The organism is Polaribacter sp. (assembly GCF_051251875.1).
In the GTDB taxonomy this organism is placed as follows: domain Bacteria; phylum Bacteroidota; class Bacteroidia; order Flavobacteriales; family Flavobacteriaceae; genus Polaribacter.
This window is the reverse complement of sequence record NZ_JBPOGL010000023.1, coordinates 42,184-60,980: the sequence shown is the minus strand read 5'-3', so window position 1 is coordinate 60,980 and position 18,797 is coordinate 42,184. Positions and strand designations below refer to the sequence as shown.

Below are 18,797 nucleotides of genomic sequence, written 5' to 3'. Positions count from 1 at the left end.
ATTTTATGAAAAAACAAAAGTGAAGGTGAGAAGTTTATATCGAGCGAAGACGAGATGAACCCGGTCTTTCGCTCAAAGACTTTATTTCATTGTAAAGTCTTTTTTTTGTCTTAAATTTTATGAAAAATCAAAAATAAAGGTGAGAAGTTTATATCGAGCGAAGACGAGATGAACCCGGTCTTTCGCTCAAAGACTTTACTTGATTGTAAAGTCTTTTTTTTTGTCCTAAATTTTATGAAAAAACAAAAGTGAAGGTGAGAAGTTTATATCGAGCGAAGACGAGATGAACCCGGTCTTTCGCTCAAAAGACTTTACTTGATTGTAGAGTCTTTTTTTTGTCCTAAATTTTATGAAAAATCAAAAATAAAGGTGAGAAGTTTATATCGAGCGAAGACGAGATAAGTTATCAATACAAAAATTTATAGAGTTTCTAGTATTAGGAGGTTCCCACGCAAAAAAAGCGTGGTCGGGCTTTCCGTTGCAATCTTTTTATGGCGTATTTATGTAAGTAATTACCTATTATATGAATAAGTAAACTTTGTAAAAACTACTGAAACAAAATGAACATAAAAAGGATTTCCACTTCAATCCCTAACCCGGGCAATCAGCTTTTTTTATACTACTTACAATACATCACCTAGTTGTTTTATTACCCAATCTCCATCAAAAATAAAAACGTCAGAATTATTATTTTATTTTCTCTTTTCGCTTTTCTCTAAACTAGAACAATGTTCCTTTTCACAAAACAATACTTTGCGTTATAAATTCTTCAACTTATCACCAAAAACCAAGACCAATACAATAGGAATTGCCAAAGAAATAACCAGTATTTTATTTGTAGAAAACAATGCTGGCTTCAATAATAAAGTAAACACAAAACCACCAATTGCGCCACCTAAATGAGCAGCGTGACCCACATTACCAATTTGTTTTTTCATTCCGTAAATAGAATACAATAAATAACCAACTCCAAAAATATAACCAGGAATAGGTATTGGAATAAAAAATAAATACAGCTCCATTCCAGGATACAATAAAATAGAGGCGTAAACAATTCCAGAAACAGCACCAGAAGCACCAACGGCACTATAATAAGGTTCATTTTTATGATAATGTAACGTATATAAACTTCCTGCTAACAAACTACCAAAGTAGATTACTAAAAAATTAGGAATGCCTACCATAGTAGTTACAATATTCCCAAATAAGTACAAAGCATACATATTAAACCCTAAGTGAATCCAATCTACATGTAAAAAACCAGAAGTAAATGCACGTAATTTCTCACCAGCTAAAATTTTACTTACCTGAAACTTATATTTGTCTAAAAAAGAATAATCATTAAATCCTTTCATAGACACCAAAACATTGGCAATTATAATTAATAATACAGCTTGATTTATATTTCCCATCATATAACAAACATAAGAAAATCCGTTTAGTAAATCTATTTGGTTTTAAATATAAATCCGATATTTGCATCATTAAAAACACATACATGCAATTTATAGCTTTTGCCCTTACCTACCCCATTATATTAGCCCTCTCTATTCTACCCATGAGAGTTTTATACATGATTTCAGATTTTTTTGCCTTTTTAGTGTATTATGTTTTTGGGTATAGAAAAAAAGTAGTTTTACAAAATTTACGACTTGCATTTCCAGAAAAAACGGAGCAAGAAATTACAGCAATATCAAAAAAATTCTTTCGCCATTTTACAGATATCATTATGGAAAGTATTAAATATTTTTCCATGTCTGAAAAAGAAATTAAAAAACGCTATAAATATATCAACCCAGAATTGGTAGATTCTTATGGAAAAAAAGGAAAAAGTATTATTATAACTGGCGCACATCAAGGAAACTGGGAATGGTCTACAAGTTTACCCTTGTCTTTAGAAATTACTGTTTTGGGCGCTTACGCAAAATTAGCCAACAAGTATTTTGAAAAAGCCATAAAAAAGAGTAGAAAAAGATTTGGAATTGATGGTTATAAAACGTCTGAAACAGTTAAAAGTATTACAAGAAATGTGGTTCATAATGTACAAGCAGCTTATATTTTATTAAGCGATCAATCTCCACAACCTCATAAGGCTTTTTATTGGAATAAATTTTTCGGAATTACAGTACCCATTCATTCTGGGGCAGAAATGTTAGCTAAAAAATTTGATTTTGTAGTGATCAATTACGTTGCTAAAAAAGTAAAACGTGGTTATTATGAAGTTGAATTTGAATTAATTACAGATGCTCCAAAAGACCTTAAAGATTTTGAAATTACAGATAAATATATAGCTATTACAGAAAAAAACATACGAGAACAACCAGCTTTTTATTTATGGTCTCATAAACGTTTTAAACATAGCGATAAAGTACCTAAAGAGTTTCAGTAAATGCTATCAATCCATAACAAACTTAAATCCTGCGGTAATAATACTAGAACCAAAGGTGGTATCTCTATCATATTGATAAAATTTCAAATCGATACTTTTTAATCCGTATTTCCAAATATGACCATTTGCAAAAATGTCTGTATAAGAAACACCAAAACCATATTGATTTGCTGTATATTTAGATAAATCATAATCAGAAGTATAAAACGCATCTGATGATAAAGCAGTTTCATAAGGTTTAAAATAATCTGCAGCCGTCTGATTATAAAATCGATAAGAAGGATACAAAACAAATTTATCTGAAATTTTAACAGGCAACTCAATACTTGCTGTATGAGAGTTTATGCCCCAATCGTCATAATAATAACGATAAAAAGTTCTTACAGTAAAAATTTCATTCAAATACCAGTTTAATCTTCCACCCAAAGCAACTTTAAACCTACTATCTGGTAATTGTTCTACATTATCTGCCAACTGAAAACTATCTACAAAAGAATCTGCTACATCACCAAAGTAAATTCTTTGAAAAGGTGTAGATAATAAACCTTGCTGCTGTACAAAATCTACCGCCAAAGATCCTTGAAGATTTTTATGCAAGATTTGAGAGAATCCAAAGCCAAGCGAGTAGGAATTTCGTCCCGTACTATCAAACTCACTAAAACTAGGATTGTAATTTGTGTTTCCGGTAATTGTATTCTGCGTAAATAATTGATCGTTTAAACCCTTTCCACCAGTTATAAATGGTCTTAATTCAAAGGGATAAATTGTACTCCAAGTATCAATAAAAATATTTGCATGGATACTTAATTCAGTATTTTTCTCATTAAAGAGCTTTGTATAAGAACCACCAACACCTAAGGAAAAATAATCATATTCCGAAGATATGGATACTTTTGTAGACCAAATATCATTTCTATCATCCGAACTATGGCTATAATTACCAGTTAAATTCACCCATAAATCACCACTAGAAGCACCTGAAGAAGCCTGAAAAGGATCTGCTACTCCATCATCAAATGGATTTATATTACTAGAAGATGCAGATGTATATGCAGATATTCCTGCGTCTATTGTTAAAACATCATCATCATTTAAAGGCATTGAAACCACAAAAGTACTTGTAATATCTGATAGTTTTTCTGTTCCAACTCCGCCACTTACCGCTGCATTATCCCCATCTTGACTGTAATAACTTGTTAAAAAATCTACTTCTGTTGTTTCTAAAACACGTTTTTTATAAACCTGAATAGTATCTTTCGTTTGTTACGCAAAGCTGGAAAGTGATGCGAATACAAAGCTAAATGTTAGAAAAAATTTTATGTTGTTCATTTTTTAATTCAAAACTTATTTTAATTTATGAATACTTAATTACAACCGCAGCCACCACCGGTTTTTCCTCCATTTGCTCCAACAGCCGCTTCTCTATAAGAATGTGCTGTAGTTAAATTACGATCACAATTCTTTTCTGAAAGTGCCATATCCGGGTCATTAATATTTACTTTTTCGTATTCTTTTACCACCACACAGTTGCTAAAAAAACAGACGAAACTTACTAAAACTATAATTTTTTTTATCATAATTTATCTATTTCAATATTTTTAGATTTTGTAATATTCCCTTGATCATCAATAATTATACACTCAATTTTAGGCAGTTGATTTATACGGTCTACCCCTGTTTCTTTACCCATTACAAAAATGGAAGTTGCCAATGCATCCGCCAGTTCTGCTTTAGGTGCAAAAACAGTTACACTTATAATTCCACTAGAAGGGTAGCCTGTTCTGGGATCTATAATATGCGTGTACCTTTTACCATTAAAATTAACATATTTCTCATAATTTCCAGAAGTAACCACTGCCCCATTTGTTATTGGCAATAAAGCAAAAACTTTATTTTTATTTAACGGATTGGTAATTGCAATTTTCCATTCATTTCCATTCGGCTGTTTTCCCCATGTATTCATGTCACCAGAAGCATTTATAATTCCTGAGGAAACGCCTTTAGAAATTAATAACTCTTTTGCCTTGTCAGCAGCATATCCTTTTCCGATTGCACCAAAACCAATCTTCATTCCTTTTAATTTTAAAAAAACTGTATGTTTGGTTTTATCTAATACAATATTTTTATACCCTACTTTATCTACAGAAGCAGAAATTTCTTTTTCCGATGGCATTTTTTTCATACTGCTATCAAATTTCCAGATTTTATCCATAGATGCATAACTAATATCAAAAGCACCATCTGTTAATTTAGAAATACCAATAGCCCTTTCTATGAAGTTATAAAGTTCTACATCAACTTTTACAGGTTTAATTCCTGCATATTTATTTATTTCCGAAGTCTGAGAATTTACATCCCAAGAAGAAATTAATTTTTCTATTCTTTTTATCTCTGTAGTAGCAGTATTTATATAAGTAGCTGCTGTAATAGAATCTTTAGCAACCACTGTAATTTCAAAACCACTTCCCATTAAAATAAGTGATTTTTTGTAAGACTGTTGGGTAAAACATATTGTTGTAAACAACATAATCCCCACAAAAAGTAACTGTTTCAAATTTATTTGATAAAACTATTTATCTCTTTAATATATGCTTCTGGTGAGATTTTTTTGTAACCTGTTTTCCCTAACACATTTCCATTTTTATCTAAGACAACAACAAAAGGAAATCCGCCACTTTTATTATACATTTCTGCCAATTTAGCATTTGCATTGGTTTGCTTTTCTGATAAAGCATTTTTCTTTCTTCTAGGAAAATCTGCCTGTAACATTACAAAATGTTCTTTGGCAAAAGTTTTAAAAACGTCTGTACTCCAAATTTCTCTATCTAATTTAATACAAGGCGCACACCAATCAGATCCTTGAAATACCAAAACTATGGTCTTATTTTCTTGTGTAGCAATTTCTTTAGCTTTCGTAAAATCCGTTTGCCAATCTTGCGCTAATACCACACTTACATTTAAAAGAAGTACTATAAATAATACTATATTTTTTCTCATTATATGTTTTATTACATTATAACGACAATAATAATTTTATGGTATTATTAGGAACAACTTTTTTCTAAAAATTATTTTTTTCTTTTAGAAAGATAAAACCTTGCACCAATAACAATTGATTTCTGGAAAAAAGTAAAACTTTGTGAAGCCTTATCGGCAGGATTAAAAGTAGTTCTAATATCTGGCATATTTACATAACCATATTTTAGATCTGATTGAATAAAAAAGTGTTTAAAGAAGGTTAAGTTTAAACCTACACCTGCTGAAACACCCCAACCAGACAAATGAAATTCATCCCATCTTTCTTGGTTAAAAAGTGTTGAATTTGTTCTAGGATAAATAATTCCTGCGCCAAAACCTTCTGTAATATTTAATTGAAAATCTTTATGATTCATGCCTATAAGATGGCTAATTTCATCAAATCTATAAAACTCTACGCTAATATAGTTTAGACCGTCTGTGTGTTCAAATTGTAAAAAATCATGTGAAAGTAAAATATCATCATTATTATAAACACCATCAAACTGAGTACCGGCATTTATTTCTCCATCAATTTTTACGGTTTGGTAAGAAGCCATTACATATTTCATGTGGTCTACACCAATAGAAATAGTATAATTATCCGACAGAAAATAACCAAATCTGTAGTTGTTTTGAGGAATGGTAACTCTACCAGGGTTTAAATAATCATTATAACTAAAGGAAGTTACTTTGTCTTTTGCAACTACATTTTTCAAGGTAAAATCGTAATTTTCTCCCGTTAAATGGATATCAGAATCTGAAAAACTTGCTCTGTTCCATCCCCAATAAAAAAACATTTTCCCTTTATTAGATACTTTTTCTACTTTCTTTTCTTGTGAAAAAAGAAAATTACTAAATAGTAATAAAAGGAAAAATAGTTGTTTTGTTTTCAAAATATTAGCCAATAATTTCTTTAATTTCATTGATAAAACGCACAGCTAAATCATCTGCGGCTTGCTGAGATTTTGCTTCTGTATAAATTCTAATAATTGGCTCTGTATTCGATTTTCTTAAATGAATCCATTCATCTGCAAAATCAATTTTTACGCCATCTATAGTATTCACTTCTTCATTGGCATATTTTGTAGCCATGGTTTCTAAAATCTTGTCAACATCAATTTCTGGTGTTAATTGAATTTTATTTTTACTCATAAAGTAACTAGGATATGAATCTCTAAGTTCTTTACAAGACATTTTTTTATGTGCTAAGTGCGATAAAAACAATGCAACACCTACTAGAGAATCTCTACCGTAATGAGAAGCAGGATAAATGATTCCTCCATTTCCTTCTCCACCAATAACCGTATTGGTTTCTTTCATTTTAATAACCACATTCACTTCACCAACTGCAGAAGCTGTATAGGTTCCGCCATGTTTTTGAGTAACATCTCTTAAGGCTCTAGAAGACGATAAATTAGAAACCGTGTTTCCGCCACCTAAACGTCCTAAAACATAATCTGCACAAGCTACTAAAGTATATTCTTCACCAAACATAGAACCGTCTTCAGAAATCAATGCCAATCTATCTACATCAGGATCTACAACAATTCCGAAATCTGCTTTTTCTTTTACCACCAATTCAGAAATATCTGTTAAGTGTTCTTTTAAAGGTTCTGGATTGTGAGGAAATTGCCCATTAGGAGTACAATATAATTCGACACATTTTACGCCTAATTTTTTTAATAAAGCAGGAATAAAAATTCCACCAGTAGAATTTACACCATCTACAACCACTTTAAATTTTGCTTTTTTAATGGCTTTTACATCCACTAAATCTAAATTTAAAACTTCTTTAATGTGCTTTTTTAAATACTTTGTATTTTTTTTATAACTTCCTAAATCATCTACTTCTGCAAATGAGAAATCTTCACTTTCTGCTAAGGTTAAAATTTCTTCTCCTTCTGCTCCGTTTAAAAATTCTCCTTTTTCATTTAACAATTTTAAAGCATTCCATTGTTTTGGATTGTGAGAAGCTGTAAGAATAATTCCACCATCTGCTTTTTCTAAAGGTACTGCAACTTCTACTGTTGGTGTTGTTGATAACCCTAAATCTATAACATCTATGCCTAAACCTACTAAAGTATTGGCTACTAAACTTGATATCATTTTACCAGAAATACGAGCGTCTCTACCAATTACTACTTTTATCTTTTTCTTATCTGCATTTCTTGTTTTGATAAAAGCACCATAAGCTGATGCAAATTTTACGGCATCTATTGGCGTTAAATTGTCAGCAGTTTTTCCACCGATGGTTCCTCTAATTCCTGAAATTGATTTTATTAATGTCATAGTTAATTTTGTTGTTTCTTTAGCTTTGCAAATATAAATTATTCTGATTTAGTTCTTTGTTAAATGCATAAAAAAAAGCAATTATAGCATGGTAACAGCTTGCTTAAAAACTATCAAAAAGTCTGCGTTAGGGATTGCAGTGAAAATCCTTTTTTTGAGGTACGATAAAAAAGATTGTAGCGTAAAGCCCGACCACGCTTTTTTGCGTGGGAACGCCCAAATTAGCATCAAAGTATTTTTGATTTTTATATTCCTACAACATTTTTAAAAAGATATAGAAAATAAAAAACCCGATGCAAATTGCATCGGGTTTTAAGATATTATAAATATCATCTAACTACTGAATAAGAAATTATTTTTTCTTTTTTGCGCTAGATTCCATTTTCTCTTTTAATGCTGCAAGACCTCCAATATCACCAAAAGTAGTTTTTTCTGCTTCTGCAGCTTTCTTATTTGCTACTTTGATATTTTTCTTCTCTTGTGCTTTAAATAATGAAGTATGAGAAACTACAACTCTTCTATATTCTTTAGAAAATTCTAAAACAATAAATTCTGCTGTATCTCCTTTTTCTAATTTAGAACCGTCTTCTTTTTCTAAGAAACGAGTTGGTGCAAATCCTTCTACGCCATCGGCAAAAGTTACAACTGCTCCTTTATCGTTCTTTTCTTTAATAGTTCCTTCATGTTTAGAATCTATAGTATACGTAGCTTCATGTGCATCCCAAGGATTGTCTTGAGTTTGCTTATGACCTAAGTTTAACTTTCTATTCTCTACATCTAATTCTAAAACTTGAACTTCTAATTTATCACCAACAGTTACAAAATCTGATGGATGTTTAATTTTCTTAGTCCAAGATAAATCAGAAATATATACTAAACCATCTATTCCTTCTTCTAACTCAACAAATACACCAAAGTTTGTGTAATTTCTTACTGTACCAGTATGAGTAGAACCTACAGGATATTTAGTTGTAATATCTGTCCAAGGATCTGGATGTAATTGTTTAATACCTAAAGACATTTTACGGTCTTCTCTGTCTAAAGTTAAGATTTGAGCTTCTACCTTATCTCCAACTTTTACAAAATCTTGTGCAGAACGTAAATGTGTAGACCAAGACATTTCAGAAACGTGAATTAACCCTTCTACTCCTTGTTCTACTTCTACGAATGCTCCGTAATCTGCTAAAACAACAACTTCACCTGTTACTTTATCACCAATTTTTAAATCAGTATTTAAAGCTTCCCAAGGATGCGCAGATAATTGTTTTAAACCTAATTGTATTCTAGATTTGTTATCATCAAAATCTAAAATTACAACGTTTAATTTTTGATCTAATTCTACAACTTCATTAGGATGATTGATACGAGACCAAGATAAATCAGTAATATGTACTAATCCGTCTACACCACCTAAATCTACAAAGACACCATAAGAAGTAATGTTTTTAACAACACCTTCTAATACTTGTCCTTTTTCTAATTGACCAATAATTTCTTTTTTCTGTAATTCAATATCAGCTTCAATAAGAGCTTTATGAGATACAACAACGTTTTTAAATTCGTGGTTGATTTTCACAACTTTGAATTCCATTGTTTTCTCTACGTATTGATCGTAATCTCTAATTGGCTTCACGTCAATTTGAGATCCTGGTAAGAATGCTTCGATTCCGAAAACATCTACAATCATACCACCTCTTGTTCTACATTTAACAAAACCGTTAACAACTTCACCAGTTTCATGTGCATTGTTAACACGCTCCCAAGCTTTAATTACTCTTGCTTTTTTGTGAGATAATACTAATTGACCAGAAGAATCTTCTCTTTTATCAACCAATACTTCTACAGTATCTCCTTCTTTTAATCCAGAATTGTAACGGAATTCATTTAAAGAAATAACTCCTTCAGATTTAGAATTGATGTCAATAATAGCATCTCTATCCGTAATTCTGATTACAGTTCCTTCAATTACATCACGCTCATTTACAAAACCTACAGTTCCTTCTAACGCTTTTTCAAACTCAACCAATTTGTCTTCATCAACTGCTTCAATACCTTGTTCGTATTTGTGCCAGTTAAAATCAGCTAAAAATTGTGTTGGATCTACAGCTGGAGTCGCTGTTTCTTGTACTTCTGCAGCAACTACTTGCTCTTCAGTGTTTTTTGTTTCTTCAGACATGTGTCTAAAATAATTTTGTATCTTGTTGTTTTTCAGATTTTTAACGATAAAAACGCCAAGAGTTGTTTTTATAAATTGTTTTATATAGTTCCTTTTATAAATCTGTTCTCGTAAAAAGGAGTGCAAATTTACAAAAATCATTTGATTTTAAACACTTTAGAATTAAATTATTATTCTTTTTATTCTTGGTAGACAAAAAACTACCTTTGCAGCCTTAAAACCTTTTTGGTTAGATTTTAATGAAGATGGATAAAAAAACAAAAGATTTAGTAGATAAAGGAATTATGCTTCCCTTAATGGAAGAATTCTATACAATACAAGGTGAAGGTGCTCACACAGGTACCGCCGCTTATTTTATTAGAGTTGGTGGTTGTGATGTGGGTTGCCATTGGTGCGATGTTAAAGAGAGCTGGAATGCAGATTTACACCCACCTACATTGGCAGACACCATTGTACATAATGTAAAAATGCATGCTAAAACCGTTGTTATTACTGGTGGAGAGCCTCTAATGTGGTCCATGGATTATATTACCAATTTATTGCAAGAAAACAATATTAAAACCCATATAGAAACTTCTGGAGCCTATTCTTTTTCAGGAAAATGGGATTGGTTTTGTTTATCGCCAAAGAAAACAAAATTACCATTAGACGAAGTTTATAGAGAAGCAGATGAGTTAAAAATGATTATTCATAACAAATCTGATTTTGATTTTGCAGAACAAGAAGCCGCTAAAGTAGGTAAGAAATGTCAACTTTATTTACAACCAGAATGGAGTAAAAAAGAAAAAATGACGGCTGAAATTGTAGATTATGTTATGAAAAATCCAAAATGGAAAATTTCTTTGCAAACACATAAATATCTGAATATTCCTTAATATTCAGATAGTTACTTTTTTTATGAAAAGCTATTTCCTGCTTTCAACTACATCTTTTTATAGCTGTTATTACAAAGTTTACTTTTTTATAAACAGTGGCAATCTCTCTATTTTAAATTAGTAGCTACTGTTTTCTCACCAGATTCAAAATTATATATTTTTCTATAATACTACTTTTTACTTTTTTATTCATTGAATATCTCAAAACAAGAAAAGTAAAAATATTGTTCCGTTTGACAAAAAATTGCAAAAAATCTTATTTTTTTAATTCGGTAATAGTTTCAACAGAACTTTATCCAAATCGGATAATTTCATTTTTATAAAATTTATTACGCGGTGATATTTAGTCTTTAAAAACATTTTAGGTTTAAATAATAAATAAGGAGAACCCTTATTTATTTTATGGTAAAATACGGATCAACACCTTATAAAAACCATAATTTTGTTCATTGAACATATATAAATTTTAAAACCAATTAAGTAAAAATAATTTTTTTTAATTAAAATCCCCCAAAAAGATGCCCCCTACATCTACATTACACACCTCAAAGAGGTGTTTGATAAGAATTATGTATATATTAATTTTTTATTCAACACCTCTATTTTCCCAGACTATTAAAATAGACGACAGCTCTAATTCTGCCGAGGAACTTGTTAATATATTAATTAACAATTCATGTATACCTTTGTCTAATTACAATTTATCTAGTAGTAAATCTGTTGCATATTTTAATAACAACAACGGAGCGTTTCCTATTTCTGAAGGAATTATTATTAGAAACGGAATTGCAAAATATTCTGAAGGTGCCTTTACAAACGCTAACTTAAGTAGCGAAATATCTACCAATGGAGATGATCAGCTACAAGCAATTAGTGATGAAAACGGTCAAAATGCTACCATAACAGATGTGGCTTTTTTAGAATTTGATTTCATTCCAATTGGTAACGATTTTAATTTTAATTTCTTATTTGCTTCCAATGAATATGGAGAATGGCAATGTAGTTTTAGTGATGTTTTTGCAATATTATTAACTAATATTGAGACCAATGAAACCACTAATCTTGCTGTACTTCCGGGTACAGATACCAATATTTCTGTTCAAAATATTAGAGACCAACAATACAACAGTAGCTGTAATTCTATCAATGCAGATTTATTTGACACCTATCACGTAGATAACGCTACAAACTCTACTGTTAATATGAGGGGTTATACAAAAGTAATGAACGCTTCATCTACTGTAATCCCAAATAATCGTTATAAAATAAAATTTGTTTTAGGAGATACCAATGATGCTGATTTTGATTCAGCAGTTTTTATTCAAGCAGGTAGTTTTACTTCAAATTTTGATTTAGATGCAATTACAGCCGTTTGTGATGGTGAAGAAGTATTTATTGACTCTGGTTATGATAATACAAATGACTTTGAATACAAATGGGAAAAAGACGGAATTACGATACAAGGAGCTACTAATCCTACTTTAACTACAACAGATAAAGGCGTATTTAAGTTAACAATTACCAGTTTAATAACACACTGTTCATATTCAGATGAAATTGAAATAGAAGACCTTCAAATTGCATCCCCAATTGATTTATTTGAATGTAGTACAGATACTTCTGCCATATTTAATTTAACTCAAAATAACCAAGATGTATTGGCTATAGATGAAAGCATTTATGATATTGTCTATTATGATTCTGTAGAAAATGCTATAAATGATATCGCTATTGAAGAAACTCTTTTAACAAATTATCCATCAGAATCTGGAAAAACCATTTATATTAAAGTAAAAAATAAAACTTCAGAACAACTTTGTACTTCTTATTTAGAATTCCAATTAACAGTTGAAAACATTGTTGCAACTACACCAGATAATCTTCTGGTTTGTGAAGACGAAATATCTGTGGATATTTTAACACCTACAAAGCCTCAAATTTTAAACAGACTTCTAGCCTCAAATTACATACTTTCTTATTATACTTCTGAAGTAGATGCAAATACAGGTACAAATGAAATTGAAGACCCTTTAAATTTTTCTTTACCAAATAGTACAAATAGTATAGCTATTTGGGCAAGATTAGATGGTGTTAACAATACAGCTTGTTTCGATGTCATCAATTTTAACATTAATTACAGTAATTTACCTGAAATAGATGACTTTGAGAATATTTATGTATGTAATTCTTATACATTACCTGCATTAGATAATGGTGAATATTTTACATCTGGCAATGGCACAGGAACACAATTATTTGCAGGAGATGTTATTTTATATTTTACAAAAATTTATATTTATAATGTAAATTCAAACGGTTGTACAAACGAATCTAGTTTTTTAGTGTTTATTGGAGATGATACTTCTATACCACCTGTACATTGTGGTGAATATATAATACCATACACTAAATTTGGAAATTTTTATACGGCACCAGATGGTCCAATGGGAACTGGAACAATAATACCTACAGGAACAAGTATTACAGAAAGTACAAGTATCTACTTTTACTATGATATTAATGGTGAGTTTTGTTCAGAAAAAAAATACTCTTTAACTATTCTTAAATTGCCCCCCGTAGATTCTTTTACAGATGTTATTGTATGTAATTCATACACTTTACCAGAAATAACCAACGGTAATTTTTATACAGAATCTAATGGTAAAGGAACAAAACTACAAACAGGAGACCAAATAACTTCTAGTAAAACCATCTATGTTTTTAATAAAGATACAACTACCGAATGTTCCGATTCAAGTACTTTTAAAATTACCATTATAGACACTGAAGATTTTCAAAATGTTTCTGCTTGTGGTAGCTATGCAATTCCAAGTTTAGACATTGGAAATTATTACACAGACATGAATGGTACAGGAACTATTATCCCTGCTGGAACATTAATTACAAGTTCTAAATCTATATATTATTATGCATCAGAAGTAACTTCTGTACCCAATTGTACTGGTTTCGAAACATTTATAACCATTAATCCGCTGCCACTTGTAGACAGTTTAGAAGATATTACAAAGTGTGAAGATGATTTACCTGTGCTGCCTTCTTTATCAAATGGTTATTATTATACGCAATCTGGTGGAAAAGGAAACAAACTAACTGAAGGAGAAACTATTACAAGTTCACAAACCATTTTCATCTATAATAAAAATGTTTTTTGTGATGCTGAAACCAGTTTTAAAGTTACTTTAAAACCAGTGCCATTAGTAAGTAATTTTACAGATGTATTTAACTGTGAAGCATATACATTACCAGAATTAAAAAATGGAAATTATTTTACAGCACCTAACGGACAAGGAACCCAATTATTTGCAGGTGAAAAAATAGAAACAACACAAGATATTTTCATTTACAATCAAGACAGTGAATTAGCTACTTGTAATAATGAAAATGTATTTAGAGTAAACATTTTAGGTTTAGAAGTAGATGAATTGGAAAATGTTTCTTCTTGTGAAAACTATATATTACAAGAACTAAATGTTGGAAATTATTATACCGAAAAAAATGGAAAGGGTACAAAATTAAATGCTGGAGACATCATAACCGCTTCTCAAGAAATTTATATTTATGCAGAAAATGGAAACAGATTTTTTTGTAAAGATGAAAAAACATTTAGTATCACCATTTTTAAGCAACCTTCTTTAGGCACTATAAATACAATAGCAGCTTGTGGAAGTGTAACATTACCTTCATTTGAATTACCAGGTATAAAGGTAGAACTATATAAAAACTCAAATAGAGAAAATGCCATAAACCCAGTGGACTACGAATTTTCTGAAATCGGAGCAAGAACCATCTATTATAAAGCTTTTCATGAAAAATTTCCAACATGTTTTACGGAAGGCTCCTTTTCTATAATGGTATATCCACTTTTAGATCATGAAATAGAAAGCGGTGTTATTTGTGCCAATCCAGAAACTGGTGAAACTACAAATCCTGTTTTATTAGATTCAAAATTAGATGAAACAAAATTTACCATAAACTGGTATTTTGAAGACAACTTAGTAGGTGCTGGCAGAACTTATAAAGCCTTTAAAGCAGGAACTTACACTGTAAAAACTATAAAAATAGATACTTCTACGGTTGGCGATTGCTCTTACAAACCTATAGAAGTTGTCGTAGAAAGTTCTAGTCCTATATTTGAAGTAGAATATATAACAGAAAATTTTGTAGATTCTTATACACTAGAAATCAATGAAATAAATAATGCTTTGGGTAATTATGTGTATTCAATAGACGGCATTAATTTTCAGAGAGATAATCGTTTTTATAATCTTGCTCCTGGAAATTACAAAATTATTGCAAGAGATCTTTTAGCAATTTGTGATGATACAATCTTAGATTTTGTTGCTTTAAAATACCCAAAATTCTTTACCCCAAATTATGACGGTGTTAAAGATACATGGAACATTTCTGACCTTAAAAATGATCCAAAGGCCACCATACAAATTTTTAATAGATATGGAAATCTAGTATCTGTTATTAAACCTAGCGGTATTGGTTGGAATGGTATAAATAACAATGGAGAAAGAATGCCTTCTACAGATTATTGGTTTCTATTAGAATATACAAAAGGAACAGAAATGATGAGGTTTAAAGCAAATTTCTCTTTAATAAGAAGATAACAAACGGCTATTTTTTTTTGCAAAAGAGCTATAAATACCTCGATAACTATAAAAAAATTATAATAATGTAATTTTACAAAGATTTAGTTTGACTATTTACATAAATTTGCAAGACAAAATTTTAGCATGTTAGTAAAAAGAATTTTTTATTATTTAATTGGTTTATCTATTGGTTCTGTTGGTGTTTATTTCTTTTGGCAAAAGAAAAATGCTACGTTCGATTATGGAATGGATGCAAGAACATTAAAAACCATTAGAATTAGAGATCGTGTTTATTCTGATGAAGCAAAGAATGCGATGAAAAAATTTGATATTGATTCGCTTAAAATAGCCACTATTTTACACAATGGTGATGTTGATTTTGGTGAAAGTAAACCAAGGCAAAAACCTTGTCCTGAATATTTTATTACCGGTAAAAAAGAGTTAGAAAAAATTAGTTTGCTGGTAAAACGTTGCGATTCTACCGCTACTATTGAGAAAATAATTGTAAAGTAGACAGACGTTCTATAGTTCAAAAAAAAAGCATGAAAAATAGGTTTCTATTTTTCATGCTTTTTTTATTGATGCTTATTTTATAAGGTGAAAATAGTACTTTTTAACATTTTTTGTACTGATCATGCAAGCCTATTTTTTCTAAAATCATCGGAATTATTTTCTCCATTCTTCGTAAACGAGTTTCTGCTTTTTTAGCTTCAGCAATATAATTTGCAAATTCTATTTTACGACTGTTAGAAAATGAATCAAAATTTTCTTTAAGTTTTTTATTTTTTGACAATTCACTTGCCAATTCTATGGGAACAACTAGTTCTTTTTTACTCCTATCTGGTTTTATTTCTTTACCCTTTTTACTATTTTCAATACTTTCTAAAACATATTCTTTAATAAGATTTATATCAATTTCTTCGGAAGAATAAAAACGCCATTGCAACATGGCTTTTGTTTTATTTTCTTGTGCATTTATAAAAACCTTGCTCTTGTCTTTTAATAAGGCTCCTTGAAAAAACCACAAACCGCAATAACTTTTAAAAGCTGCCAAACTAACAATATTTTTTCCATTAAAAGTGTAAGTTGGCGCTCCCCATTTTATGGTTTCTTCCACAGGTAAATCATTAAAAACGGAACGTAAAAGTAGTAACTCTTTCCTCCATTTTTCTTTTTTTGAGATGTATTCTTCAATTTTAAGATTCATAATTAACTGTTTTCTGCTTCAAAACTAATCATCCATTGTACACCAAATTTATCGATGCAACTACCAAATTTTCCTCCCCAAAAAACATCATCAAAAGGCATTGTTACTTGTCCGTTTTTAGCCAATCCTTTAAAATAAGAAAGTGCACTTTCTTCATCATCAGCTAAAATAGATATATGAAAATTATTTCCTTTATTTAATGGCTCATGAAAACTATCTGAAGCTTTTAACTCACAATTAGTACCAAAAACCATTGTTTGATGCATAATTTTATCTGCTATTTTAGGATTAGAATATTCTGGAGGACCTTCTGAATAGCGCATTGTTACCGTAAATTCTCCATCAAAAACATCTTTATAAAACAACATAGCTTCCTTACAATTTCCATCAAAAGATAAATACATATCGCATTTCATAATTCTAAATTTTAAGTTTACAGCTAAAGTTACTCAATATTCTTATAATAGTGTTCTTCTATTTTATCAACATTTTTAATGGTTTTCTTTATCCATTCAAAATACAAAACTTCTTTTTCTTTGTCAGACAACTGCCACTTTACAGAAGAATCTCTTAATTTAGTTGTAACATCTTGCAAAATTATAGCAGCCGCAACAGAAATATTTAAACTTTCTGTAAAACCAACCATCGGTATTTTTAAAAATCCGTCTGCCTGCTCTATAACCGTTTCTGAAACGCCTTCTTTTTCTACACCAAATACAAAAGCTGATTTTTTTGAAATATCAAAATCTTGTAACAAACAAGAACTGTTATGTGGCGTGGTTGCAATAATTTGATATCCTTCTGATTTTAAGCGCTCTAAACACATTTTTGTATTGTCACCATCTTTTCTATACCTGTATTGACTTAACCATTTTTGAGAGCCTTTGGCAACATGTCTAGACACTTTATTGGTGTACTTATTTTCTATAGCATGCACATCTTGAACGCCAAAAATATCACAAGTTCTAACCACAGCACTCGCATTATGCGCCTGATAAATATCTTCTAAAACAACCGTAAAATGACGTGTTCTATTTTCTAAAACCTTTGTAAATGTCTCTTTTCTGTTCGCTGTTAAATAACTTTCAAAATAAGTTAGCAATTTTTTATCCATCATAAATCATAATTTGTACTGCTATTTCTTCAAATTTACACTTTTTTATTCGTGATTTCAGGCCAAAAAAACTATTTTTAGTTGATGAAAAAAATAGTAGTTTTAACAGGCGCAGGAATTTCTGCAGAAAGTGGAATTCAAACTTTTAGAGATTCTGATGGTTTATGGGAAGGACATAATGTACAGGAAGTTGCCACTCCAGAAGGTTTTAAAGCGAATCCTAAATTGGTTTTAGATTTTTATAATGCACGTAGAAAACAATTATTAGAAGTTTCTCCTAACAAAGCGCATTTAAATTTAGTTGCTTTAGAAAATGATTTTGACGTTGAAATAATAACACAAAATGTTGATGATTTACATGAACGTGCAGGAAGTACAAAGGTTGTGCATTTACATGGCGAGCTTTTAAAAGTACGAAGTTCTTTAGATGGAAATATTGTTTTAGATTGGAAAAAGGACCTTGTTTTAGGTGATTTATGCGCTAAAAAAAGTCAATTGAGACCACATATTGTTTGGTTTGGAGAAATGGTACCAATGTTAGAAAAAGCCATAGAAATTACAAAAAAAGCTGATATTTTAGTAATCATTGGTACTTCTATGCAAGTGTATCCTGCGGCGGGTTTAATAGATTATATTCAACCCAAAACACCAATTTATTTTATAGATCCAAAACCTGCTGTTTCTGAACATACTTTTTCTAATTTAAAAATTATTAAAGATGTTGCTAGTGAAGGAACTGATAAATTGATTGCTTTATTGCGTTAGTTTGTCATAACAAAACCAAATTGTACGTCTTACTTTATAATGTTGTAAAAACAATTAAAATTAAAAATGTACTTCTGAACTTATCGAAGGATATTTAATAATTCAAGAAACGTCTTTGAAAAACCTGTATCATTCCTATTTTCAGAACTTAACCTAAAGTAATTTCTATTTTTTTCAAGAAACAAAAAAACTGAGTATTGTATTATTTCAACTTTAGGAGAAATCTAAAACTATGCTATTTTTAAACAATTGCCAGATTGATTCCGTAAAAAAGTTTTGCAATAACTTTAGTAAAAACTATAAGAAAATTTAGCTAATACTAAAGTTAGCAAACAAGTCTAGCCT

16 protein-coding genes are annotated in these 18,797 nt (G+C 30.2%); 5 read left to right on the top strand and 11 right to left on the bottom strand.

Annotated elements, in window-relative coordinates; all coding sequences use genetic code 11:
- Positions 1-758 precede the first annotated feature (758 nt).
- A complete protein-coding gene (locus tag ACSHW5_RS11230) occupies positions 759-1,415 on the bottom strand; it encodes a rhomboid family intramembrane serine protease (RefSeq protein ID WP_435676225.1) in 657 nt (218 codons plus the stop codon).
- 83 nt (positions 1,416-1,498) lie between these two features.
- On the opposite strand from ACSHW5_RS11230, the gene ACSHW5_RS11225 reads away from it, so the two are divergent.
- Positions 1,499-2,389, top strand: coding sequence for a lysophospholipid acyltransferase family protein (locus tag ACSHW5_RS11225; protein ID WP_435676224.1), 891 nt, complete (start codon positions 1,499-1,501; stop codon positions 2,387-2,389).
- A gap of 6 nt (positions 2,390-2,395) precedes the next feature.
- On the opposite strand, the gene ACSHW5_RS11220 is transcribed toward ACSHW5_RS11225, so the two are convergent.
- The 7 genes from ACSHW5_RS11220 to rpsA form a co-directional block, all read right to left on the bottom strand.
- Positions 2,396-3,637 carry a DUF3570 domain-containing protein gene (locus ACSHW5_RS11220; protein WP_435676229.1) on the bottom strand — a complete coding sequence of 414 codons (1,242 nt, stop codon included), beginning with the start codon at positions 3,635-3,637 and terminating at the stop codon, positions 2,396-2,398.
- Positions 3,638-3,753: 116 nt separating this feature from the next.
- Entirely contained in the window at positions 3,754-3,966 is a 213-nt protein-coding gene (locus ACSHW5_RS11215; protein ID WP_435676223.1) for a DUF4266 domain-containing protein, read from the bottom strand.
- Entirely contained in the window at positions 3,963-4,916 is a 954-nt protein-coding gene (locus ACSHW5_RS11210; protein ID WP_435676228.1) for an FAD:protein FMN transferase, read from the bottom strand. Before ACSHW5_RS11210 ends, ACSHW5_RS11215 begins: the two co-directional genes overlap by 4 nt.
- A gap of 29 nt (positions 4,917-4,945) precedes the next feature.
- Positions 4,946-5,386 (bottom strand): thioredoxin family protein, encoded by a 441-nt coding sequence (locus ACSHW5_RS11205; protein WP_435676222.1) that lies wholly within the window; start codon positions 5,384-5,386, stop codon positions 4,946-4,948.
- Positions 5,387-5,457: 71 nt separating this feature from the next.
- Complete coding sequence (locus ACSHW5_RS11200; RefSeq protein WP_435676221.1) at positions 5,458-6,330, bottom strand: hypothetical protein; 873 nt, start codon at positions 6,328-6,330, stop codon at positions 5,458-5,460.
- Positions 6,305-7,696, bottom strand: a complete 1,392-nt coding sequence (gene glmM, locus ACSHW5_RS11195; protein WP_435676220.1) for a phosphoglucosamine mutase — start codon at positions 7,694-7,696, stop codon at positions 6,305-6,307. Before glmM ends, ACSHW5_RS11200 begins: the two co-directional genes overlap by 26 nt.
- Before the next feature lie 352 nt (positions 7,697-8,048).
- On the bottom strand, positions 8,049-9,872 hold the full coding sequence (gene rpsA, locus ACSHW5_RS11190; protein ID WP_435676219.1) for a 30S ribosomal protein S1: 1,824 nt from the start codon (positions 9,870-9,872) through the stop codon (positions 8,049-8,051).
- 245 nt (positions 9,873-10,117) lie between these two features.
- Here rpsA and ACSHW5_RS11185 point away from each other — a divergent pair, with 245 nt between their 5' ends.
- The 3 genes from ACSHW5_RS11185 to ACSHW5_RS11175 all read left to right on the top strand — a co-directional run bounded on the left by ACSHW5_RS11185 (position 10,118) and on the right by ACSHW5_RS11175 (position 15,879).
- Entirely contained in the window at positions 10,118-10,747 is a 630-nt protein-coding gene (locus ACSHW5_RS11185; RefSeq protein ID WP_435676218.1) for a 7-carboxy-7-deazaguanine synthase QueE, read from the top strand.
- Positions 10,748-11,316: 569 nt separating this feature from the next.
- A complete protein-coding gene (locus ACSHW5_RS11180) occupies positions 11,317-15,384 on the top strand; it encodes a choice-of-anchor L domain-containing protein (RefSeq protein ID WP_435676217.1) in 4,068 nt (1,355 codons plus the stop codon).
- Between the two features lie 126 nt (positions 15,385-15,510).
- A complete protein-coding gene (locus ACSHW5_RS11175) occupies positions 15,511-15,879 on the top strand; it encodes a DUF4258 domain-containing protein (RefSeq protein WP_435676216.1) in 369 nt (122 codons plus the stop codon).
- Positions 15,880-15,979: 100 nt separating this feature from the next.
- Here the strand turns inward: ACSHW5_RS11175 and ACSHW5_RS11170 are convergent, their stop codons facing one another.
- Genes ACSHW5_RS11170 through ACSHW5_RS11160 form a run of 3 tightly spaced genes read right to left on the bottom strand, consistent with a single transcriptional unit; the run spans position 15,980 to position 17,690 of the window.
- Positions 15,980-16,573: a YdeI/OmpD-associated family protein gene (locus ACSHW5_RS11170; protein ID WP_435676215.1), complete on the bottom strand. Its 594-nt coding sequence runs from the start codon at positions 16,571-16,573 to the stop codon at positions 15,980-15,982.
- A 2-nt stretch (positions 16,574-16,575) separates the two neighbouring features.
- On the bottom strand, positions 16,576-16,989 hold the full coding sequence (locus tag ACSHW5_RS11165) for a VOC family protein (protein ID WP_435676214.1): 414 nt from the start codon (positions 16,987-16,989) through the stop codon (positions 16,576-16,578).
- A gap of 29 nt (positions 16,990-17,018) precedes the next feature.
- Positions 17,019-17,690: a TrmH family RNA methyltransferase gene (locus tag ACSHW5_RS11160; RefSeq protein ID WP_435676213.1), complete on the bottom strand. Its 672-nt coding sequence runs from the start codon at positions 17,688-17,690 to the stop codon at positions 17,019-17,021.
- A gap of 81 nt (positions 17,691-17,771) precedes the next feature.
- Here ACSHW5_RS11160 and ACSHW5_RS11155 point away from each other — a divergent pair, with 81 nt between their 5' ends.
- Positions 17,772-18,452: an SIR2 family NAD-dependent protein deacylase gene (locus ACSHW5_RS11155; RefSeq protein WP_435676212.1), complete on the top strand. Its 681-nt coding sequence runs from the start codon at positions 17,772-17,774 to the stop codon at positions 18,450-18,452.
- Positions 18,453-18,797 lie beyond the last annotated feature (345 nt).